A 22,467-nucleotide genomic window follows, 5' to 3' on the forward strand; every position below is an offset into this window, starting at 1 on the left:
TGAAAGAGCCTTTCAATCTGCTTCTCCAGAATTCAGTCAGATTACCAGTTGCACTTTCACAAAAAACCACTTACTGTTTTGAAAAACTAACCGTGAAATGGAACTTAAATCTTAAAGCTCCTGACGAGTCTAGCATTCGCCAGTAAAGTAAATTTTCCGCCAAGGCTGTGCATTTCCTCATTGGAATTCATTTGTAAACAAGTTGGAAAATGAAGTGGTTACATTTTCGCAAGTTGTCTGCAACAATCCTTCCAATGCAGTTCGCCTTGTACTATTTGTATTCCCGTATGAATATGAACTAAACCTCCTTTTTAAAAATTATTTTTGTAGTTTACGCTGGGGAAGACCTGTTGTGTTTCATAACATACCAGGCGTAACACAAAGTTATGAAGTTATTTTTTGTGAAAAAGCTGAATGAAGCTCTTTACAAAGAGGATAAATTTTTATATAGTAAAGATACCTAATAATTCTAGGTAGGTGAGAAAATGTTTAATCGCGAACTTGTAAAAGGCAGTACCTCCTTGCTGGTGTTACAGCTTTTAAATGAACGTGATATGTATGGCTACGAGCTCGTAAAGGAAATGGATCGACGTAGTGAAAACCATTTGCAAATGAAGGAAGGTACGCTCTACCCAGCACTTCATAAGATGGAAAAACAAGCGTACATTGAATGTTATTGGCAAAACCAAGAAAAGGGACCAGCTCGTAAATATTATCGTATTACAGAGCAAGGGAAAGAAATCCTTGCAGAAAGAACGTCGGAATGGCATCGATATGTTCAAGTGATGAACAACCTGATTGGGAGAAACGAGTCATGACCGAAGGGGAACAACATTTTTTAAATGAATTAGAGCAAGAGATTGGGCGTCATCCTGATAAGGAAGAGATTATAGCAGAATATCGCCTGCACGTATTTGACCTGCTCCAGGAGCAAGCGACCGATGAAGCAAAAGTATATGATGAATTGGTACATAGACTCGGTTCGCCAAAGGAGATTGCAGCACTATGGAAGCAGGAATCAGCCGTAACGCCTAAGAAAACGCAGCAATTATTTGTGTTTTGCAATATTGCCATTTTCACTTTTGGGGTGCTGCTTACAATTGGCTATAACGCATTTGATTGGTACTGGCTGGAAAGCTTATGGGCAGGCCTAACAAATGCTGCATCTATTATTATACTTATTTATGGTTTCTTTTGGGCGTTGCTCGGCTATGAAATTGGCAGAGAGTTTGGGTCCCGTGGTCATAAATTGTTGAAGAAGACATTTTTGTTTTCTATCATACCTAATTTGATCTTAATGTATTTAATTGTATTTAAGCTTATTCCACTTCAGTGGTTTCAACCGTTATTGAGTACGCCGTTTATTATTGTTTGCATTCTTTGTACGGCCGTATTGTACCCAATAAGCTGGCTGGGGTATCGGTGGGGAAAGAAAGCTTCAATATGAAATGGGCTGAAGCCGAGTAATGCATTCAGTCCTGATTCGTTATTATTTTTTTGTCTATATACATAGTAATTCTATGTATATAGACTTACAATGTATTGGAGGGATATAGATGGATGTTCAAGTGACGAAAAGAGATTGGCCATTTTTGCTTGTATGTGTAGGACTTGGAATACTTGCAGAACTTAGTTTTTTCCATGAAGAAATTGGCTTGTCATACCTCGTTTTCATCGCGGTGTTTTATGCAGTGTTTTTCTTAAGGATTAGCATACCGTTTCAGCGTCGCAGAATTGGTTTACTGCTTATGGCTGCTGTTTGGCTGCTGGCAGGGAGTTATCTTTTTTACAATAGTACCTTATTTTATCCTTTGAATTTAGTTGTGATACCTGCTCTCGTTTTCTTTCATCTGATTATGATCACGAGTCAGAACAAGATTGTCTGGAGTAAACCTGCGTTTTTAATCCTATTAATAATGAAATTAAAAGAAGCAATTCAATATAGCACGAGATTTTGTATAGGAACAGTTAAACCAATGGACGAAGGAGCAGGTAAAACAATAAAACGTATTGTAATTGGTTTGATAACAGGTATTCCATTATTGTTAGTTATGATTGGGTTGTTAATGTCAGCGGATAAAGTATTTCAGGATATGATTCTAAAATTGCCGTCGTTTATTATACGATTTAATTTTACGGAAGAGCTGCTCCGTCTGATCGTTGTTATTGTTCTTTCTCTTTTATTCTTCGGTATTTTTCAGGTACTGCCTAGAAGAACTGAAATAGAAACGAATAATGTTATGAATCCAGAAAAAAAGCATATATATTGGGATAGTGTTATTGTTGTAACAATCTTAGCGATGCTAAATCTGGTCTACGCCATATTTGTAGCTATACAGTTTGCGTATTTTTTCGGTGGAGGATTACAGGCCGAACTTACTTATGCAGAGTATGCGAGAAAAGGATTCTTTGAATTGCTGCTCGTAACGCTAATTAATTGGACATTGCTGATTTTCGTTTTGAAGCGCGTAAATACTCCGAATAAAGCTATGAAGCTCACATTAAAGATACTCAATACCTTGCTTATTATAGTGAGTGGTGTAATGCTGGTTTCTGCATTTGGACGTTTAAGTATGTATGAAGCTGCTTATGGGTTTACTGTGGACCGAATTTTAGCGCATGCATTTATGATCTTTCTTATGGTAATTTTTGCATATACCTTTATTCGGGTATGGGTCGAGCGGTTAGCGATATTACATTTCTATCTCATCACGAGTTTATTATTTTATGTCGTGTTAAATGTTATCCATATCGAACAACTTATTGTTACAAATAATTTAGAGCGCTATGAACAAACGGAAAAAATTGATATTTATTATCTGAGCACCTTATCATATACCGGAATAGAGGGACTAATCGAACTGTATAAAATAGAGCCTGATTATCCAGAACTGCAACGTTTGCTGAGAATAGAGCAACGAAAACTAGAAATGAAACAGCCGGATTCCTGGCAAACATTTAATTTTAAGAAGCAAGAAGTAATTGAAAAAATCCAACGTTTGGATTTGGAAGTATAGGGAGGTCTAGCACAGTGCAAAACGTAATACCGAAGCATGTTGCTATTATCATGGATGGAAACGGAAGGTGGGGGAAGAAGAGAGGTCTGACAAGGAGTCAAGGCCATTATGCAGGGGCTCAGGCAATGGAGCGAATGATCGATGCCAGTATTGAGTTAGGCATCCAGATACTGACGCTGTATGCATTTTCATCAGAGAACTGGAGACGGCCAAAAGACGAAGTTAATTACCTCATGCGCTTACCAGTGAAATTTCTCAAACAAAAGCTGCCAGAGTTTATGAAGAGAGATATTAAAATACTAGTATCAGGTAACATAGAAGCTCTTCCGAAAGCTACAAGAAGAGCGCTGGATGATTCTGTTGAAGCAACAAAAAATAATGCTGGCTTGATTGTGAACTTCGCTTTCAATTATGGAGGGAGAGATGATATCCTCCAAGCTGTTCATAAAGTAATTTATGAGGTTCAGCATAATCATGTGGAATTAGAAAAGTTAGACGAATCGCTGTTCCGGCGGTTTTTATATACGAAGGAACTGCCAGATCCAGAATTAGTCATACGTACAGGCGGAGAGAAGCGGATGAGTAATTTCCTGTTATGGCAATGCTCGGCATCAGAGCTATACTTTAGTGACATGTTATTCCCAGATGTAAATAAGCAGTTATTAGAAGATGCGATTGGTATGTTGCAGAAAAGGTATTCTTTCGTATGAAAAACACCCAAAACAGTGTGAGATAAGCTGTTTTGGGTGTTTTTTTGTGTTAGATTGTAAGGCCGCCAATCAACTTTGTAAAGTGAAGGGAAGCTTAAATTATATTTTTAGTGGGACCATATTAAACGAAGGTTCCATGATATCTATATGATTTCCATCTGCATAAAAATCTGCAAGCTTTCCTTTGTATACGAGCTGAAAATTGCCTACTTCCTGAATATCGTGAGGAGTTATTAAAGATACTGGCTTCGAGAAATCCAGAATATCACATTCCTTTAAAACAGATGCAACAAATTGCGAACAAAAAAATGCCTTTTCTCTGTTAATAGGCTTGTTTAAAATAACCCCAAATAAACCTAAGAAATTATAGCGATATTGCTCTTTTTCAGCTTCTATCTTTTGTAGATATGCATTAATTTTTTGAAGCTGATCTTCATTAACTGTACAGCTATAAATAGCTGCACTTGCATGCTTGAATAGACCTGATCGCATATTTTCCTGAACAAATCCGCCAATGAGAGGGTTTCGAGGTTTTTTCCTGCCGAAACTATATGCATTTACTAACTGGGGATCAAAGGAAATGGATGCGTGGTTATATGGTTTTTTGGTATATGATTTTATTAATCTAGTAAAAACAGTTCCTGTATCGGTTAAAAGTATATATAAATTCTTTTCGTTCATTATTAATCGCCCCTAAATTCATCATGAAACATTCAACTGCTGCCACCTTATAGACGAAATAAGATATACATAAGTTTCACTTTTTATTGTTAATCTTTCTTAATAGTAATGCAGAATACATAATCCCATAAGCAGCTTGAGTAATATTTCACCCTAGGTCTGGAGGCGTAGTCTAAGTTTTGCTGACAGCACACTTACGAAAACGGGACAAAAGTATGTATTTATAAGGAATAATCCTTGTTCAATTGACATATGTATGTTAGAGTTGGAGATACTATAAACAGAAACGGAGGTTTTCCTTGTGGCAACTATCAGACTTCGAATCCAAGGATTGAACAATTAATTGAATATGTTCAGCTCTGCCTGTGCGCAGAGTAAATGGGATTGGTCTGTCTTTTCATAAGGAAAACTTTTATATGAGGTTGTTCAAAAGGTCTGGTAAAAATGACGCTTCGAGAGCAAATGATTTCGACTAACTACCGACACGTCCTGTGTCGAATGTCGAAGTCACCACTTCCTGTGGAAGCCCGGTACGGGGAGCTATGCCGCCTCGAACTTCTTGGTCCTTTTTATCCTCCTTTTGACCACATATTATATACGGTTTTTTATGCAGAAAAGAAGGGGAGTAGTCTACCTTCTTTTTTGCTGTCTGAAAGTGTAGCTGCTTTCGCGATGAAGGCAATTAAATATCCCTTTACAAAGCGCAGGCAGAAGTCTGTGCTTTATTAAAATTGGAGGAAATTAAATGAATAAAAAAGCGATATTAGTTGGTGTTAATATTTCTAAGCAGGAAGAAGAGTTTGCTTATTCCATGGAAGAATTGGGGAATTTGGCGGAAGCTTGTCATATTGATACAGTCGGGGAACTGAGGCAGAATTTGAATCGAATCAACCAAGGCTACTATCTTGGTACAGGTAAAATGGATGAATTGAAAGAAATGGCTGAAGCAGAAGATGCCGATATGCTTATCTTTGATGATGAATTATCCCCTTCGCAAATCCGAAATATTGAGGAAGCAACGGAATGTCAGGTTGTTGACCGCACGATGCTGATTTTGGAAATTTTTGCGAACCGAGCTAAAACGAGGGAATCAAAGCTTCAAGTAGAAGTAGCTCGCCTCAAATATATGCTGCCGCGATTAATTGGCAGCCGTGAATCACTTGGTCGTCAAGGCGGTGGATCTGGTTTGATTAACCGAGGGTCTGGTGAAACAAAGCTTGAGACGGACCGTCGTAAAATTGAAGAACAGATTGCTAAATTAAATCGCGAGCTGGAAAACCTCGTCAATCAACGGAAAACACAGCGGAAACAGCGTGAAAAAAATGATGTACCTGTCGTCTCGCTTGTTGGCTATACAAATGCAGGAAAATCAACAACAATGAATGCTGTATTAGATATTCATCAGACGGGAATAGATAAACAAGTATTTGAAAAGGATATGCTTTTTGCAACGTTAGAAACCTCGGTGCGAAAGGTTGAGCTGGAAACAAATCAAACCTTCCTGCTAACGGATACGGTAGGATTTATTAATAAACTTCCACATCATCTTGTAAAAGCATTTCGCTCTACATTGGAAGAAGTCATCGAAGCAGACCTTCTGATTCATGTATTGGATGTATCGAATCCGAATTATGAAGAGCATTGCAGGCTAACACATGAAATTTTAGCTGCGATTGGAGTTACAGATATACCGATGATCTATGCCTATAATAAAGCAGATCAAACGGAAATGAATTATCCAGTAGTTGAGAACAATCGCATTTATTTGTCTGCCAAAAAGCGTACCGGTATTCGTGAATTACTCGATTTGATTAAAGTGAATATTTTTAAAGACAATGTGATTTGTGAGTTGTTAATACCTTATTCTGAAGGACAGATTGTATCCTATCTAAATGACCAAGCAAATATTCTTGAGGAAGCGTTTGAAGAAAAGGGAACTAGGTTAAGAGTAGAATGTAAGCCTTCAGATGCAGAAAGATTTAAGCAGTATCTAATCGATGCGGATAGATAAGTAGGAATTAAAACATGAGAAAGTGGTGAATCACATGACATTATCAAACACACAAGTAGTTGATAAAGCAAGAGAGCATGGACTCTATATCACACCAGGATCTTTGAAGTACAATGAATCGGGCCTTGACTTTCAAGTGGTATTCGCAACAGATGAAAAGGGGGACCATTGGGTATTGCGCTTTCCGAGACGTAGTGATGTCATCCCATCTGCCAAACAAGAAAAGAGAATACTTGATTTAGTCGTACCTGAAATTGCCTTTCAAGCGCCGAAATGGGAGATTTTTTCCGATGAATTAATTGCTTATAAACTTTTAATTGGAATACCAGCAGGAACGATTGATCCAGAAAAGAAAGCATATGTATGGGAGATTGATGAAAAAAATCTGCCCGAGGCTTACGTAGAAACATTAGGGAAGGCTATGGCTGAATTGCATCAAATAAATCACGAAAAGGTTAAAGAAGCAGGTTTAACGGTACAAACGGCGGAAGAAATTAGAGATGTAATGCGTCAGAGGATGGGAAAAGTAAAGGCAACATTTGGAGTAAGTCAACCGCTTTGGGACCGTTGGCAAAAATGGCTTTCGAATGACTCGATCTGGCCGCAGCAAACTACCTTCATCCATGGTGATTTGCACCCTGGGCATATTTTAATTGATGAAAACGCTCGTGTAACTGGGTTTATTGACTGGACCGAGGCAAAAGTGGATGATCCAGCAACCGATTTTGTATCCCACTTAATGGCGTTTGGTGAGGATTCGCTTAAACAATTAATTGATGCATATGAACGCGCTGGAGGAAATGTTTGGCCAAATTTGTTTGACCATGTGGTCGAGCTTCAAGCAGCATATCCAGTTGGAATTGCTGAGTTTGCAGAGAAATCAGGTCTAGACGATATGATGGAAATGGCGAAGCAGTCGCTCGGTGTAGGCAATGAATAAAGGAAACAAGGAAATATGTCCCCCGCTAGTTTATACTGGCGGGGACTTTTTCGCATTCAGACAGAAGCTAATGTAATTATCTGTCATGAAATTCCGCCAGCTTCTGTTTGAAAATCTCCCTAAACTTTTCTCTATCCTCATGGGTAAAAGCTTTCGGCCCTTTTGTGCGTTGCCCACTTTTTCTAGCCATGGCACTCAAGTATCTTGTTTGCAGGAGCTGATCAATATTGTCATTCGTATAGATAAATCCTTTATGGTGCAACACATTACATCCTTTTGCAAGGCCAAGTGATGCTAAACCGTAATCCTGTGTGACGATGAAATCGTCTTTTTCTGCAAGCTTCATAATGCGGTAGTCAGCTGCATCTGCACCGGAATCAACATAAATGGTTTCAACACCAGCGGGGTTTTCAGTACGGGAAAAATGCGACAGGCTTGTGACTAAAATAACTGGAATTTTAACAATACCAGCCTCTTTCATAATGACATCCTTTACTGGGCATGCATCTGCATCAACATATATTTTCATTTTTTTCGCTCCTTAATTGATTGTGATAATAAGCGGATATCCTGTATTTGTCAACTAAAATATAATTTACTATTTATATTAATATGCACTTTACAATAGTGTGCGACATACACTATAATGAATTTAGGAGTTGATAACATGAGCGATGAAAAAGAACACTTAGATAAATTAATGCAGGAATTGCGCCGGGGAACGATTGCGATTGGGGTATTAAGTCAGCTTTCAAATCCTCAATATGGATACTCTCTCGTCACAATGCTCGCAGAGAAGGGAATTCAAGTTGAACCAGGGACATTATATCCATTGCTAAGAAGGCTGGAAAAACAAGGGTTGCTTGATAGTAAATGGGATACGAATGAAGCTAGACCACGTAAGTATTATCTGTTAAGTGAAACTGGGAAAAATGTGTATGATTTGCTTGTCGTTGAATGGAAAGGCATTGTTGAAAGCCTTAATCATGTAATTGAAAATAAAGGAGATGATGAAAATGGAGATGGTTGATCGGTATATCTATGCGGTTACGCAAAAGTTACGACAGGATCAAAGGGAAGATATTGCGAAAGAACTGCGTAGTTTAATTGAAGATATGCTGGAGGAACGTGTTGGAAGTAGAGACATTAGCGATAAAGATGTTGAAGAGGTTCTACTGGAATTAGGAACCCCAAGAAAATTGGCAGATAAATACCGTGGCGCAAAAAAGTATCTAATTGGACCAGAGCTTTTTGATTCGTATTTGATTGTCTTGAAAGTTGTACTTGTAACAGTTGCCTCCATATTAGGCGTGATATTTGTTGTGCAAACCATACTCGATCCTGTTTCGATACTCGATCATTTTGTTGATTTAATTGTATCGAGCGTAACTGGAATTCCGATGGCTTTTGCCTGGACGACATTTGGATTTGCACTTCCGGAGTATCTCGGTGCCTATCAAGCGAAGGATATCCAAATTGATATGGAATGGAAACCATCTGACTTGCCGCCTATACCAGATGAAAAACGACAAATTAAACGTGGAGAATCAATTGCTGGGATTATATTTTATGCTATATTTATCGTCATTTTAGCATTTTCAAGTGATTATTTCGGTGTATGGGTATTTCATGATGGCTTTTCAGGAGTTGTTCCATTTCTAAATGAAAGAACATATGGTATGTATTTATTGTTTATCCTGCTTATATTTGGCTTTGGCATTATCAAAGAGTGTCTGAAGCTTGTCTCTGGAAAATGGACATATAAGCTAGCTGGGTATACGTTGATATTGAATGCAATCTCTATGGCAGTCATTTTGCTTATGGTTAATGGACCAACCTTCTGGAACCCTGATTTTATGAATGAGTTAGCTCAGGCTGGTGTTGTCACAGCTGGCAGTGAGGAATATGAAGTCGGACAGAAAATCTGGGACCAATCTACATTTTGGATTTTCGTATTGCTTGTCATTGGATTAATCTGGGATGCGATAGATGGATTTATTCGAGCCCGGAAAAAATAAAGAAAATGTATATTTTAAGACACAGAATGGTTTATAGCCATTCTGTGTCTTTTACAATTTCCCTTTTATAGACGTAGCAAAGTCTTGTCCCAACAAGGAATACATATACATATCATCAAATTTACCACAGGTATATTCATAATTTCTCAGTAATCCTTCTCTCACAAATCCCTGTTTCTCTGCTAGCTTTATTGAAGCTATATTAGGTGGTTCTATTAAGGCTTGGATCCGCTGGAGTTTCAATTGTTCAAATCCATATGCTATGACAGCCCCAAGCGCTTCACTTGCAATACCCTTTCCCCAATAATTTCTATGTAATTCGTAACCAATTTCACTTCGATAATGCTGTGAAGCAATATTAAGAAAGCCGCAGCTGCCAATAACCACATCTTCTTCTTCTTTTAATGTAATCCCCCATCTGATCCCTGTTTTTTCTATTAAGGTCGATTGATACCATGAGATTTCATCAAAAGCTTCTTCTATTGTTTGAAAAGGTTCAAGCCCGTAGTGTTTCATTACTTCTTTATCAGAAAGGTATTCCAACATGCTCGCTGCATCTGTTTCTTTAATTTCTCGTAATCTTAATCGGGTTGTTTCAAGTATTGGGAAGGAATTCATAGCAATATTCATGAAAATTACTCCTATTTTTATTTAGATTTAATAACTCTAATTTTACCATAATACTGAAAAATGTTACTGACTATATTGCAATTATCTAATTTAAGTAATATACTAAGTTACACAAGTAATGCACTAGTTTAGAGAGGGGGTTGCAGGATTGATTCTTAATGCGAATGGCTCCAAGCCAATCTATATTCAAATTTCTGAATGGATTGAAACGGAAATACTGAATGGCAACCTTACAAAAGATGATAAAGTTTATTCGCAATATAAGCTTGCGGAGTTATTTACCATTAATCCAGCAACAGCAGCCAAAGGATTAAACCTTCTGGCTGATGAAGGAATTCTGTATACGAAGCGAGGTTTGGGGAAGTTTGTGACAGCTGATGCACGCACAATCATTATGAATAAACGAAAAAACCAGACATTAAAAGGATTGCTTCAGGAGGTTGCTTTGGAAGCAGAGCGATTACATGTTACGGAAAATGAATTAGTGGAAATGCTTGGGCAAATTATGAAAGAGCGCAAGGGGGATTCGCGGTGAATGTAGTGGAGTGTAAAGATTTAACCAAAAAACAGGGACAGCTAAACGCTTTAAATGACCTATCAATTACAATTAAAGAGAATACGATAACTGGATTGATTGGACGTAACGGGGCAGGGAAGACAACGCTTTTAAAAATTCTTGCAGGGTATTGGTATGAAACAGCAGGAGAAGTCCGCGTATTTAATGAACAGCCTTTTCAAAGTCTCTTCGTATCTGCGAATGTGATTTATGTGGATGATCAAATGAGTTTCTCAGGAAGATTAACCTTAGCAGATATTTTAAAGGAAGCTAATAGGTTTTATCCGAAATGGGATGCTAAACTTGCGGAGCGCCTATTTGACTATTTTTCTTTTCAACCAAATCAAATACACATTCATTTGTCAAAAGGAAAGAAAAGTACCTTTAATATGATTATTGGCTTGGCATCGAGATGCGCGTTGACCATGTTTGATGAGCCAACAACTGGAATGGATGCCTCCGTTAGAAAGGATTTCTATCGTGCGCTGTTAAAAGACTATTTAGCTCATCCGAGAACAATTATTATTTCCAGTCATCATTTAGAGGAAATTGAGGATTTACTAGAGGATGTTTTATTGATTGAACAAGGGAAAAAATATTTCCATCTTTCCATGGATGAACTGAAGGAATACGCTGTTGGCCTAACGGGAAGAACTGAGATTATTGAACAGTGGACTGCAAATAAGGAAGTCATTTATAGCAGGCAGATAGGAAAGGATACAACGTATTGTGTTGCAAAGCGGGATTACATTCCGTTAGAGCAGGCGAAACAGCTTGGGATAGAGGTATCCTCTATAGCTGCTAGTGATCTATGTGTCTACTTAACTCGTAAACAGAAGGGCGGTATTGATGATGTCTTTAAATAAAATGAGTTTAGGAGTGATTGTGAAAAAGCAATTTCAATATAAACTGAAGGCATATGCTAGTGTGTTTAGCTCATTGGTTGTCCTGCAAATCATTGCGATTCTTTTTTCACTTGGAGGCAATGGATCAAGTGGTTCGTATAATAATAACTTATCTATTAATACGACACTCTATACCAATACAAGCGTACTTATATTAACAATGCTCTGGATTGTCATTCATGCGATTATGATAACAACTAAAGCTGAACGGGAGAATGGATTTACGTTTGTGTCCAATCAATTAAGTAATAATCTGTCTAATGCTTTGTTTTTATTGTTGGCAAGTGTTCTGGGTGGAATCACTACTATTTTAGCAAGTTTTTTACTGCGTGTTATTGTTTATTTTTTCATTGATACGAATCCAATTATAGGAACTGGATTTACGTATCAGTTAAGTGATGTGCTTATCGGAATCGTTGCTATGATATTCTATTTAATACTTTTAGGCTCATTTGGTTATCTATTAGGAATGATTACACAGCTGCACCGGATGCTTCCGGTAATTGTACCAGTTTTAGTAATAGGGATGATCATTACCATTGCACAAACCGAGTCAGATGTAATTATTAGGCTAAGTGAATTTTATTATCAAGAAACGAATGCGTTATTTTTTATCTTAAAAATTCTCGTAACGTCAATACTCTGTTTTATTGGTGCAATCCTAGTTTCGCATCGATTGGAGGCGAGACGATGAGTATCATTTCAATGCTTCTTCCATTAATTATTTTTGTTTTCATTATCTTGGTAATTGCCGTAGCGGCTGGGAAGTTAAGTAAATTGTTTACTGCTAAAAGGGGCTATTGGATGCTTTTCGGGTACTCCCTGCTGTTAATTATTTCTGTTGGAGTTTATTATTTTTCAGCGGTTTCAGAGGAAGAGGGTGTCCAATCTAAGGATTTCGATATGAATCGTGATGATCTATACAATGTGCTCTATGATGGAGCACCTATAGAATCCTACCAAAAGTATCTAGAAAAAGAATGGGAATTTCCATATGAGGGAGATACGCTTTATTTTGATTATTTAGGTGACGATATGAATACGATAAATGTTGCTGTTGAAAGATACGATGGAAATTCAATCGAAGCCTCTTTTTATCAAACACCCATTTATGTTAATGGTGAAAATGTACGAGAATACATGAACCCGATTGATCTTCAGCTGTACTCAGATCAGTTGGTCATTGAATTGGCGGAATCAAGGGAATTAAGATTTTCCTCCTTTGCAAAGGAATTTCCGATGCAGCAATTTAGGGAGGTAAATGATGATATGTGGAGTGGCTATGAAATAGAATGGGGAACCCAACTGCTTTATTTACGTATTCCTAATGGGATTAAGACTAGTAGTAACTATGATATTTATATTGAATATCACTAGCGTTGCATTAATTAAAAGTAAATATTATGAATACCCAAAATGTTCACTAATTTACTGTTGTGCAAAGAAAAAGTCCTTTATAATGGATATAGTCAGGTGGTAACCCGTCCAAATCCAAAAATAAAGGACCAACTCATGGACAAGATTACACCAAAAACATCATTTGGACAATGGTTTTCATCCATAAATCTCAAAAAATTTGAAGATAATGTGAAAACCATGAAATTAGATTACTATACGAAAAAGTTAATGACAGAATCATTCTTAAAGTTATTACTTTACGCACAGCTGGAAGAAGTGGAGAGCCTACATGAATTAAATGCTCGCCTTTTCAATAACGACCTTCAAAAGAAAGTCGGTCTTGACTCGATTAGCGTCTCCCAGTTATCTCGTCGACTAAGCGGGTTGAATCCGGATATATTCCAGGGATTATTCCTTGATTTAGTATCTCAAATTCATGCAAAAACACACTATTCACAGCTGCACATGCCTTTAAAAATAATTGACTCGACCACCTTACCCTTGAATTTAACCAATCATCGTTGGGCTGAATTTCGGAAAACAAAAGCTGGTGTAAAAGTACATCTCAAGCTTGTGTTTATGGAAAAAGGGACATCCTATCCAGAGCAAACTGTGTTGACCAACGCGAAAGAACATGATCGTAGTCAGCTTGAGGTCTTGGTAGACGATAAAGAGTGCATGTACGTGTTTGACCGTGGATACCTGGATTATGAACGTTTAGACCGCATGACAGATGATGGCTACTTTTTCCTGACAAGACTTCGAAAAAATGCGTTTGTACGAGTAGTTTACAACTTTAAACTTCCTGAAGACTCAACTGTTTTATCAGATCAAATGGTTTTGATCGGGACATCGCAAAACCGTGCAGAAAACTATTTTCGGTTACTCAAAGTAGAAGATACAAAAGGAAATATCCTTCAACTTATTACCAATCGCTTTGATTTAAGCCCCGAAGAGGTTTCAGAAATGTACAAATCACGCTGGGCGATTGAATTGTTTTTCAAATGGATGAAACAGCATGTGAACATTAAAAAGTTCTATGGCCATAGCGAATCAGCCGTTTACAATCAGGTGTTTATTGCACTTATCGTATTTTGTTTGAATGTACTCATTCAACTCAAGACGAACAGCAAGCGAAGTTTATTACAAATCAGTCGTTATTTAAGAGCAGCCTTATGGAAGCCAGGTTATCTTTGGCTTCGTAAAATAGAAGGAAAAGGTGCATCTTAATAATAGAATGTCGCTGTCGCTATCGTTTAATTGTAAATATATTCCAAATGGATGGAGCCACCTTAAGTTGGGTATTTACTTTTTTGGCTTTCTTGGGAAAAATATTAAAACTGAAAATTCAGTTACTATTTATGCAACGCTAGTGATTGAATATGTAAGTGAATGAAGATAGAAACGTGATACGTATTTTAGTATCGCGTTTTTATCTTGCTGGATAACTATAAGTCTTGGATGATATAGATAACTTTGGAAGCAATGCAAAGTAACCGTTTATCCTTAAATCAAAAATGAAAGATGCCTCTGCATTTTTGATTGCAACTCTATACTCAAATGAATTTTTATCTTTTGTTCAATCAAAAGTGATAGAAACGAAAGTAATGAAATTAGGTTTACGTTGATGAACATGATAGAGAATGTATTTACAAATACTTTATATTAATACCCACTCTGCTCATTATAGGAACGGAGGCTTCTTTTGTTACTTTGGATTAATTGGATATACAACGCACTACACTATATTGAGCTAATTGTTGAGGAACTAGTAACTAGTAGTTAAGATAAATCATTTGGGCAATTTACTTTACCTTAAAAGTAAATAATATATTTATAGTGAAAACAATCAACAACACACTCTGTTTTGATTGTTTTCTTAAACATTATTTTTAATATTTTAAGTTATTTATATGTTTTCGGTTGCTTAAATACCTTGATATGACTCATTTTTTTGAGTTTAACTATAACAATTTCTAAGTAAAGGATAACGAAAACTATGTAAAGGATAACAAAAACTATGTAAAGGATAACAAAAACTAAGTATCTATCTATAACAATTTCTGAGCGAACTATAACAAAAACTGAGTAAAAGGGTTAACTATAACAATTTCTAAGTGAAGTATAACAAAAGCTAAGTGGAAGCGTTAACTATAACAAAAACTGAGTAAAAGAGAAGAAAAGCCGAGCAAACTATAACTACTTATGAGTGAATTAACTATAACGAAAAGTAAAAGTAATCTAATCTAATTTTATAAAATTAAAACAATTTATTTTGGTTATCTGTCTCATAACTTTTTAATGGATGATAGCTTAATGGTTTTGTTATTTATCTATATTTAATAAAAGGAGAATATATATGGCTTCAAGGGGAATTAGTGAAACAAATATCATAACTAAATCCAATAAATTAGTTGAGGCTTCATATAATTTAACGGAAGTCGAACAAAAAATTATCTTGACTTTAATTAGTTTGGTACAACCAACAGATAAAGAATTTCAACCGTATATGTTCTCTATTAAAGACTTTATAAAGATGATCGGTGGAAATAGTAATACGAGATATAAAGAATTGGAGGAAATTACTAGAAATCTATTATCAAAAACATATGAAGTCCGATTTGAGGACACACTGTCCCAGGTGCAATGGCTATCACAAGCTGATTATAATTATAAAAAGGGGACTATTCAACTTACACTACATCGTTTTTTTAGACCTTACTTATTACAATTGAAAAGGGAATTTACATCCTATCAATTTAAAAATGTTAGTAAAATGAAAGGACGGTATTCGATAAGGATATATGAACTATTAAAACAATACGAAAGGTTAAAAGAAAGAACATTTGATTTAAATGAATTACAACATAGAGTTGGTGCATCAGATGTATATCCGGCTTATGGTAATTTTAAGCAGAGAGTATTAGTTCCTGCTCAAAAACAGATTAATATGAAGTCTGATATATCGATTGATATTAAAGAAATTAAACATGGTCGAGCAGTTAAAAAAATTAAATTTTTCATTGAATCGAAAGAGGCTTATATTGGTATCCTACCAAAAGTAGTATCTGGTAATACAGAGGATTACAAAAAACAAAAAATGAAAGTAATACAAACTAATCCCGTCGAGGAACTAGACCTGTTTAATGTTTTAGAAGAGGATAATATCTTAGAAGTACATAATTTAGCAATTGAAATAGGATTTAGTGTAAAAAGAACGGTTATCAAAGAATGGTTGAAATTTGGGAAGAAAAAAGTAATAAATGTCATGGAGTCCATTCGGTACAACAAAAAAATTCAAAATCCAATTGGTTTTATCTTCAGTCAGTTGAAAAAAGAAGAGGAAGAAATCGAGGATGTAATAGAGATTAACCTATCGCAACGGGTAATACGAGAACTAATAGCAGAGTTTACACCTAATTCAAAAGCAGTAAAAATGGATTTATTACCAGATTGGATGATTGAAAGGAAGGCCATTCCCTTATTTACTAAAGTGATGTCGGAAGAAGAAGCAAAACAATTATGGAATGATAAAAAAGATGAAATATATAAAGTGATAAATAAAAAAAGGGAAATGATGGTTTATTAACCCGCCAGCAGAAAACCCCCAAGGGAATAAGGAATAATTGGTGGTTTCCTTCGGATAGCTTTTTATATCATGAAGCAAAGATACCTATGCAATTTAACAAATTTAAGTTACAGTCATACCTCCTCTGTATTAACCAATTAAAGCGAATAATAAGGAGGATCCCTATAAGAAAAGTACAGGGGTGATCATAGTGTTTATTCTCCAATGCTATTACAGAAAACGATTAAACCATTTGTTTATATATCCCCTCGCAATGAACTTATTACCAAATTTCCTAACCACTATATACTCCGGCTAATGAGTTGAGAAGAATAGGAAAATGTCCTTATAACCCAATGGTAGAAACTGTTTTACATTTATAGTAAACGCTTTGAGCCTCTTGTCATAGCTTTTGTTAATCTGTATGGAGAATCTGCATTTAAAAACGAAACTGAATTTAAATAAAGGCCGAGTAAAAAATCATCTTTGTAAAATTATTACTATTTCATTTTTAACTACTACCCCCCTGCCCAATAAAAATGTCCAATCTTTATTGGGCATTTTTATTGGGAAAGAAAAGCAGAGTCTCTTTCTTGTTTTATTCCTATACTACAAATAGATATACATAAATTAGAAATTATATCCCTTTGTAGTAATTGAATATAAAAATATTAAAATGGAGCGAAATAGTAAGTAAGGGCACTAAAGGACTTTTAAATGAAAGGGGAAGATTGGATGGACCTCTCAAATACGAAATTAGTTTTATCGCTCATTAACGAAAGGCTTCAGAACAAATATCAACAATATATATACTCTTTATGGCTAATGCTTACCACGAATGATCAAAGATGGGTTGAACAGTTAGAACAAGATGAAAAGTCTTATAATGATGAAATATCTTCACCTAATCTGATTCATTTAATTCGATTATTACAAAAAGACCGTAACATGGACCTATTATCTAAAAGGCAAATATCATGTCTATACAATGAAATGCTTGAGTTATCGTTAAATCCATCTCTTCAACATCGGTACACCAAACTCTGGAACGAAGCTCACTATGTAATTGCAACGAATAAAACTGAATTTAAGGGGAAAAAATTAACAGAACAACAAGTTTTAAGAATTCTAGAAACGGAACAAAATAATAGTCAGAGAGAAGAGTTATGGTACCAATATATGAAGGTTGGAGATGAGTTGAAAAGTAGTCTAATAGAATTAGTAAATATCAGAAATAAGATCGCAAAAGAAAAAGGGTTTGAAAACTTTTATGATTTAAAATTAAGCAGCCAAGGTTTAGACAAAATAGAACTAAACTCCATTATTACTGGGATTAGAACCAATCTAGATGGAGAATATAGTTACATTAAAAAGAATATAGATAAACAATTACAGGACAAATTTAATATAAAACAATTGTATCCTTGGCACTATCCACATCCATTTTTTCAGGAAGTAAATCTTAGCTATCTAGAAGACCCAGCTATAACAGTAAAAACTGTAACGAGTAAATTAACTAATTGGTTTCAAGAAATTGGGTTAGATATAAAAGACATTTTAAAGAATAGCGATATTTCAGCCAATGAAGATAAAAGCGCTGCTAATTTTTGTCTGAATATTGATCGAGATAAAGATGTTCGAATATCCGCTCATTATCACCAAAACCAAAAATCACTTTCACTTCTTTTGCATGAACTTGGCCATGCTGTTTATGAGTATAACGTTAACATGGATTTACCATTCATCTTAAAAAAATCCTCTGAGATTTTCATGAGTGAAGCAAGCGCTATATATTTTGAAAGGTTAGTTTTTAAAAAGAGTTGGTATCGGAATGTTATTTCAAATGAAGGAACACAATCAGATAAATTTATTGGTCAACAAGATTTTGTCAGTCATCTTCTTGTTAAAGTTTATTGGACAATGACAATGACAATATTTGAACAGGAGTTATATCGTAATCCGAATCAAGATCTTAATCGTTTATGGTGGGATATTGTTGGTGATGTACAAAGAATAGAAAAGCCAATTAAATGGGATATACCAGTATGGGCTGTTAAGCCACATCTTACAACTTTACCCGCCTATTATCATAACTATTTACTAGGTGAGATCATTGCTTCCCAAATTGGCAATAACATGGCAAGAAAGTATAGATCATCTCATTCAAAAGAAGGAATACAATACTTGAAGGAAAACATCTTTTGGTTTGGCCACTCAAAAAGTTGGAGAAATATATTAAAGTCCTCCTTCCAGGATCAGTTAAATCCGGGTTACTTAATCTATGATATTAAACAGTTACTGGAGAATGAGATGTAATGAAATTAAACTCAAGATACTTTAATGATGTTCGGTATAATTCAAAGCAAAACACTATAAAAAAAACAAGTATAGATTCTACTAAACTAATCAATGAAATTTACTGGTATTTAAAACTGCCCAAATCACTACAAAGATATCTCCCTAAGATTGTCAACTATTCTGACAGGTTGGAAAATGCCTTTATAGAGATGGAGTATATACATTGGCCAACTGTATCTGAATTGTTTTTGAATGAAGAACTACCAATTCAGGATTGGAAAAGTACTATTCTTCCTAAAATAGATCATATTTTAGAAGTATTTTCTCAATACCAAGCGACTGTTAAGTATGAGGATTTATCCTCCATGTACATTACTAAATCAATTTCCCGATTAAAGCGTTTCATTGAACAGAATAGCACAGCTTATGGTATATACAAAAGGGGTTATCTAAATGTCAACGGAAAATTGATGCAATGCCCGATGCGTTATCTTGAAGAAAATAGTGAATTATTATCCTTTATTATAAATCAGGCCCAGCCAAGTATCATACATGGAGATTTATGTTTCTCAAATATTTTCTTTAATACTTCAACAAAGGAAGTAAAATTGATAGATCCAAGAGGGAGTTTTGGAAGGGCTGGTATACACGGGGATCAAAATTACGATATAGCTAAAATTAAACATAGTTTATCAGGATATGATCACATTATATCGGATAAGTTTCAGTTAATAATTAGAGGGATAGGGCTTGATTTTCAGATTAACCAGTCACCTTATCACCAAAAAATAAATGAAATATGGACAAGTTATTATCATAATCACCAAAGTATTAATGTAATAGAGGCATTATTATTCTTATCTATGATTCCTTTACATAAGGGAAATTACAAAAAGCAACTTACGATGTATGCACTTGGAGTATCATTGCTCGACAAATCAGATGCTGAAAGGAGAAGTATATGAGGATTGTAATAGACTTGGATGGAACAATTTGTGAATTGAAAAAACCAAATCAACGATATGAGGATGTATTACCAAAAGATGGAGCGATACAAATAATTAATCAGTTAAAAAAGGAAGGCCATGAGATTATTATTTATACTGCTCGTAATATGAAAACCTTTAAGGGAAACTTAGGAAAGGTAAATGCCAATATTGGCAAAATAACAATTGATTGGTTAAACCATTACGATATTAAGTATGATGAAATATTATTTGGAAAACCATATGGCGATATATACATTGATGATTTAGCAATGAAATTCACTTCTTGGAATGACGTTGAAACAAACTTGATGAAAGGTAATTATATATGAATATAGTCATCCCTTTAGCGGGTAAAGGGACTCGCTTTAAACAGGCAGGGTATACTGAACCAAAAGTATTAATTGATGTTTTAGGTAAGCCAATGTTTTATTGGGCGCTTGAAGGAATTAAGGATTTATTAGATGAATATCGAGTTACATTTATTTGTCTTGATCATCATCTCAATAGCACTGAGTTAAAGAAGAAAATTTACGATATTTGCCCCGATGCAATTATAGTATCGTTACACGAGTATACACATGGTCAAACTGAAACAGTCTTAAAAGCGGAAGCCTTTTTTAAAAAAGATGAACCACTCTTAATATTTAATGGAGATACGTATCAACAATGTTCGAATATCCGTACTAAGCTTTATAACTCGATCAAAGGTATGGTTTTTGTATTTGAATCTAAAGATGATTCTTTTAGCTATGTCGACGTAGATAATAACAATAATATTTTGACTATAAAGGAAAAAAAGGTTATTTCAAAGTATGCAACAACAGGTCTATACTACTTTCCAAACACAGAGCAATTTTTAACTATAGCTAAGGAAAACAGTGATCTTTTTAAGGGTATAAAGCAAGAATACTATATATCTATGGTAATTGAAAAAATGCTAAATCTGGGTACCCAATTTGAGTCAGTAAAAGTGGAAAAATGTTATACGTTCGGAAATCCATCAGAAATTGAAAAGTTCATAAAAAAATATGAATGAAGGTGAAAATGTGATTAATTATAAAATATTTATAGGACTAAGCGGAGGCCTTGGCCCTTTATCAAGGACTTTTCCCATAGCTGAGGAGTGTTCTAAATCAGGTATGGAAGTATGTTTTAGTATATATGACGAAAGTGCTATTAAGATTATTGAAAGCGCTGGTTATAAAGTATTGATGGATGATGATCCAACAATGCCAAGAAAGGAATTTTTATTAAATCCTACCAGTACATTTTATAATCTCGATCAATACTATGCACAAATGGGGTTGTTAGATCCTAAATTCACAGATAGTTGGATAGCACATCGAATAAATATGTTAAACCGATATAAACCAGACCTTGTAATTACAGATTTAAGCCCAAACACAATGATAGCAGCTAAATTTTTAGGTATTCCTACATTATCTATTGTTCAGAGTTGTCTTCACCCTGATGGAATGCCGTTTCATGATGAGGTCCCACGTAATTTACCCAAAGTGACTACGATTATTAATAATATTTTAAAAAAGCTAGATATGAATCCCATAAATAGAATAGAAGAATTATCCATTGGTACAAAAACAATTGTTCCAAGCTTTCCTGAAATCGATCCTATCTTTTCTAAAGATATTGAATATGTTGGACCTATAAGTATGAACTTTATTCATTATGGGAATACCGTCCCTGATAAAGAGCGATACGTCTTAGTATACCCAGGGAGACTTCAGGATACTACGGGTGAAACAGGACTAAAAATAGTAGAACAAGTAACACAAGTGAGCAAAAAATTACCAGAGTTGCACTTTGTTATAGCTTCAACTGAAAAAGACCATCAAATGTTTACATGGGAATTGCCGAAGAATGTATCTTTGATTCCGTATTTTAATGAATATTTGTTAAGAAAAGCAAGTTTGTTTATTCACCATGGTGGTCATGGCAGTTGTTTATCTTCCATTGTAACTTCCACGCCATCACTTGTCCTTCCAACCCACAGCGAGCGTTTTTTTAATGCGAAACAAATTGCAAATTATAAATTTGGTGATTATATCATTCCTGACACAACCACAATCAACCAATTATCAAATATGATCGAATTTATGGTTAATGATCCTTCCTATCAAAATAACATAAGACTCTTTCAAAAAGAGATTAAAAGTAGAGATTATAAGGGGGAAATAAAGGTATTTGATATTGTATGTTCATTATTAAAAAGCGAGCAGAGTAAATTATGATTTATGGAATTGGAATAGATATCCAGGATATATCAAAATTTGAGGAAACGTTAAACAGAAGCAATCCACATTTTATTCAAAGAGTTTTCACAAAGAGAGAGAGAGAGTATGCAAAAGAATTAGATATAAATCAAACTTTAGCAGGGAAATGGGCTGTGAAGGAAGCTTTTTTAAAAGCAATTGGAAAAGGCATAACCAATCTAAGATCATTAAAAAATATAGAGGTAGATAATCTTCCAAATGGCAAACCACATATTAATTTATACAGTGACCTAAGGGACAAATTGAGTGACTTAGAATACAAGATTGACGTAAGTATTTCACATTCTGGTAACTATGCAGTTGGACTTGTTGTTATTAGTCGAAAACTATAAGCCAATGTTTTACTCCTAATGGGAAAAAACGGAGCATAGAAAAAATTATTATATTGTTCGGGACCACCTATTACAGATATTGATGGATAGGGTTAATATATATTAACAGATAGGAGGATGAAT

Annotated in this window: 23 protein-coding genes; 20 read left to right on the plus strand and 3 right to left on the minus strand. The window is 35.1% G+C overall.

Features of this window, described 5'->3' with window-relative positions; all coding sequences use genetic code 11:
- The first annotated feature begins 485 nt into the window (after positions 1–485).
- The 4 genes from NST46_RS09240 (at position 486) to NST46_RS09255 (ending at position 3,727) form a co-directional block, all read left to right on the plus strand.
- Entirely contained in the window at positions 486–818 is a 333-nt protein-coding gene (locus NST46_RS09240) for a PadR family transcriptional regulator (RefSeq protein WP_095312113.1), read from the plus strand.
- The gene (locus NST46_RS09245; protein ID WP_095312115.1) at positions 815–1,447 is read left to right on the plus strand and encodes an HAAS signaling domain-containing protein; all 633 of its coding nucleotides are present in this window, start codon (positions 815–817) and stop codon (positions 1,445–1,447) included. The genes NST46_RS09240 and NST46_RS09245 overlap by 4 nt, the downstream gene beginning before the upstream one ends.
- A gap of 109 nt (positions 1,448–1,556) precedes the next feature.
- A complete protein-coding gene (locus tag NST46_RS09250) occupies positions 1,557–3,017 on the plus strand; it encodes a DUF4153 domain-containing protein (RefSeq protein WP_341137085.1) in 1,461 nt (486 codons plus the stop codon).
- A 14-nt stretch (positions 3,018–3,031) separates the two neighbouring features.
- Complete coding sequence (locus tag NST46_RS09255; RefSeq protein WP_341137086.1) at positions 3,032–3,727, plus strand: isoprenyl transferase; 696 nt, start codon at positions 3,032–3,034, stop codon at positions 3,725–3,727.
- A gap of 99 nt (positions 3,728–3,826) precedes the next feature.
- Here the strand turns inward: NST46_RS09255 and NST46_RS09260 are convergent, their stop codons facing one another.
- Positions 3,827–4,408: a hypothetical protein gene (locus NST46_RS09260; protein ID WP_095312120.1), complete on the minus strand. Its 582-nt coding sequence runs from the start codon at positions 4,406–4,408 to the stop codon at positions 3,827–3,829.
- Between the two features lie 745 nt (positions 4,409–5,153).
- Here NST46_RS09260 and hflX point away from each other — a divergent pair.
- Positions 5,154–6,419, plus strand: a complete 1,266-nt coding sequence (gene hflX / locus NST46_RS09265) for a GTPase HflX (RefSeq protein WP_095312124.1) — start codon at positions 5,154–5,156, stop codon at positions 6,417–6,419.
- Between the two features lie 34 nt (positions 6,420–6,453).
- Positions 6,454–7,359: a macrolide 2'-phosphotransferase gene (locus NST46_RS09270; protein WP_341137087.1), complete on the plus strand. Its 906-nt coding sequence runs from the start codon at positions 6,454–6,456 to the stop codon at positions 7,357–7,359.
- Positions 7,360–7,435: 76 nt separating this feature from the next.
- Here the strand turns inward: NST46_RS09270 and NST46_RS09275 are convergent, their stop codons facing one another.
- Positions 7,436–7,888 (minus strand): YaiI/YqxD family protein, encoded by a 453-nt coding sequence (locus NST46_RS09275; protein ID WP_341137088.1) that lies wholly within the window; start codon positions 7,886–7,888, stop codon positions 7,436–7,438.
- 138 nt (positions 7,889–8,026) lie between these two features.
- Between NST46_RS09275 and NST46_RS09280 the strand changes: the two genes are divergently transcribed.
- Both NST46_RS09280 and NST46_RS09285 read left to right on the plus strand, forming a co-directional pair.
- On the plus strand, positions 8,027–8,389 hold the full coding sequence (locus NST46_RS09280) for a PadR family transcriptional regulator (protein ID WP_341137089.1): 363 nt from the start codon (positions 8,027–8,029) through the stop codon (positions 8,387–8,389).
- Complete coding sequence (locus NST46_RS09285) at positions 8,376–9,377, plus strand: HAAS signaling domain-containing protein (protein WP_340002796.1); 1,002 nt, start codon at positions 8,376–8,378, stop codon at positions 9,375–9,377. Before NST46_RS09280 ends, NST46_RS09285 begins: the two co-directional genes overlap by 14 nt.
- Before the next feature lie 51 nt (positions 9,378–9,428).
- On the opposite strand, the gene NST46_RS09290 is transcribed toward NST46_RS09285, so the two are convergent.
- Positions 9,429–10,007, minus strand: a complete 579-nt coding sequence (locus tag NST46_RS09290) for a GNAT family N-acetyltransferase (RefSeq protein ID WP_340002797.1) — start codon at positions 10,005–10,007, stop codon at positions 9,429–9,431.
- Positions 10,008–10,155: 148 nt separating this feature from the next.
- Between NST46_RS09290 and NST46_RS09295 the strand changes: the two genes are divergently transcribed.
- The 12 genes from NST46_RS09295 to acpS all read left to right on the plus strand — a co-directional run bounded on the left by NST46_RS09295 (position 10,156) and on the right by acpS (position 22,344).
- On the plus strand, positions 10,156–10,542 hold the full coding sequence (locus NST46_RS09295) for a GntR family transcriptional regulator (RefSeq protein WP_341137090.1): 387 nt from the start codon (positions 10,156–10,158) through the stop codon (positions 10,540–10,542).
- Positions 10,539–11,429 carry an ATP-binding cassette domain-containing protein gene (locus NST46_RS09300; protein WP_095312140.1) on the plus strand — a complete coding sequence of 297 codons (891 nt, stop codon included), beginning with the start codon at positions 10,539–10,541 and terminating at the stop codon, positions 11,427–11,429. The genes NST46_RS09295 and NST46_RS09300 overlap by 4 nt, the downstream gene beginning before the upstream one ends.
- Positions 11,413–12,162 (plus strand): hypothetical protein, encoded by a 750-nt coding sequence (locus NST46_RS09305; RefSeq protein ID WP_118889222.1) that lies wholly within the window; start codon positions 11,413–11,415, stop codon positions 12,160–12,162. The genes NST46_RS09300 and NST46_RS09305 overlap by 17 nt, the downstream gene beginning before the upstream one ends.
- The gene (locus NST46_RS09310; protein WP_341137091.1) at positions 12,159–12,845 is read left to right on the plus strand and encodes a hypothetical protein; all 687 of its coding nucleotides are present in this window, start codon (positions 12,159–12,161) and stop codon (positions 12,843–12,845) included. The genes NST46_RS09305 and NST46_RS09310 overlap by 4 nt, the downstream gene beginning before the upstream one ends.
- 135 nt (positions 12,846–12,980) lie before the next feature.
- Positions 12,981–14,096, plus strand: coding sequence for an IS4 family transposase (locus NST46_RS09315; protein WP_341136906.1), 1,116 nt, complete (start codon positions 12,981–12,983; stop codon positions 14,094–14,096).
- A gap of 1,129 nt (positions 14,097–15,225) precedes the next feature.
- The gene (locus NST46_RS09320) at positions 15,226–16,455 is read left to right on the plus strand and encodes a replication initiation protein (RefSeq protein ID WP_341137092.1); all 1,230 of its coding nucleotides are present in this window, start codon (positions 15,226–15,228) and stop codon (positions 16,453–16,455) included.
- Between the two features lie 696 nt (positions 16,456–17,151).
- Positions 17,152–18,750 (plus strand): M3 family metallopeptidase, encoded by a 1,599-nt coding sequence (locus NST46_RS09325; protein ID WP_341137093.1) that lies wholly within the window; start codon positions 17,152–17,154, stop codon positions 18,748–18,750.
- Positions 18,750–19,697 (plus strand): hypothetical protein, encoded by a 948-nt coding sequence (locus NST46_RS09330; RefSeq protein WP_341137094.1) that lies wholly within the window; start codon positions 18,750–18,752, stop codon positions 19,695–19,697. The genes NST46_RS09325 and NST46_RS09330 overlap by 1 nt, the downstream gene beginning before the upstream one ends.
- Complete coding sequence (locus NST46_RS09335) at positions 19,694–20,050, plus strand: HAD hydrolase family protein (RefSeq protein WP_118889219.1); 357 nt, start codon at positions 19,694–19,696, stop codon at positions 20,048–20,050. The genes NST46_RS09330 and NST46_RS09335 overlap by 4 nt, the downstream gene beginning before the upstream one ends.
- Positions 20,047–20,757 carry a sugar phosphate nucleotidyltransferase gene (locus tag NST46_RS09340; protein WP_251661042.1) on the plus strand — a complete coding sequence of 237 codons (711 nt, stop codon included), beginning with the start codon at positions 20,047–20,049 and terminating at the stop codon, positions 20,755–20,757. The genes NST46_RS09335 and NST46_RS09340 overlap by 4 nt, the downstream gene beginning before the upstream one ends.
- Entirely contained in the window at positions 20,750–21,970 is a 1,221-nt protein-coding gene (locus tag NST46_RS09345; protein WP_118889217.1) for a glycosyltransferase, read from the plus strand. The genes NST46_RS09340 and NST46_RS09345 overlap by 8 nt, the downstream gene beginning before the upstream one ends.
- Positions 21,967–22,344: a holo-ACP synthase gene (acpS, locus tag NST46_RS09350; protein ID WP_118889216.1), complete on the plus strand. Its 378-nt coding sequence runs from the start codon at positions 21,967–21,969 to the stop codon at positions 22,342–22,344. The genes NST46_RS09345 and acpS overlap by 4 nt, the downstream gene beginning before the upstream one ends.
- Positions 22,345–22,467: the final 123 nt, after the last annotated feature.

This window comes from Oceanobacillus sp. FSL W7-1309 (assembly GCF_038002145.1).
Classification (GTDB): Bacteria; Bacillota; Bacilli; order Bacillales; family Amphibacillaceae; genus Oceanobacillus; species Oceanobacillus profundus.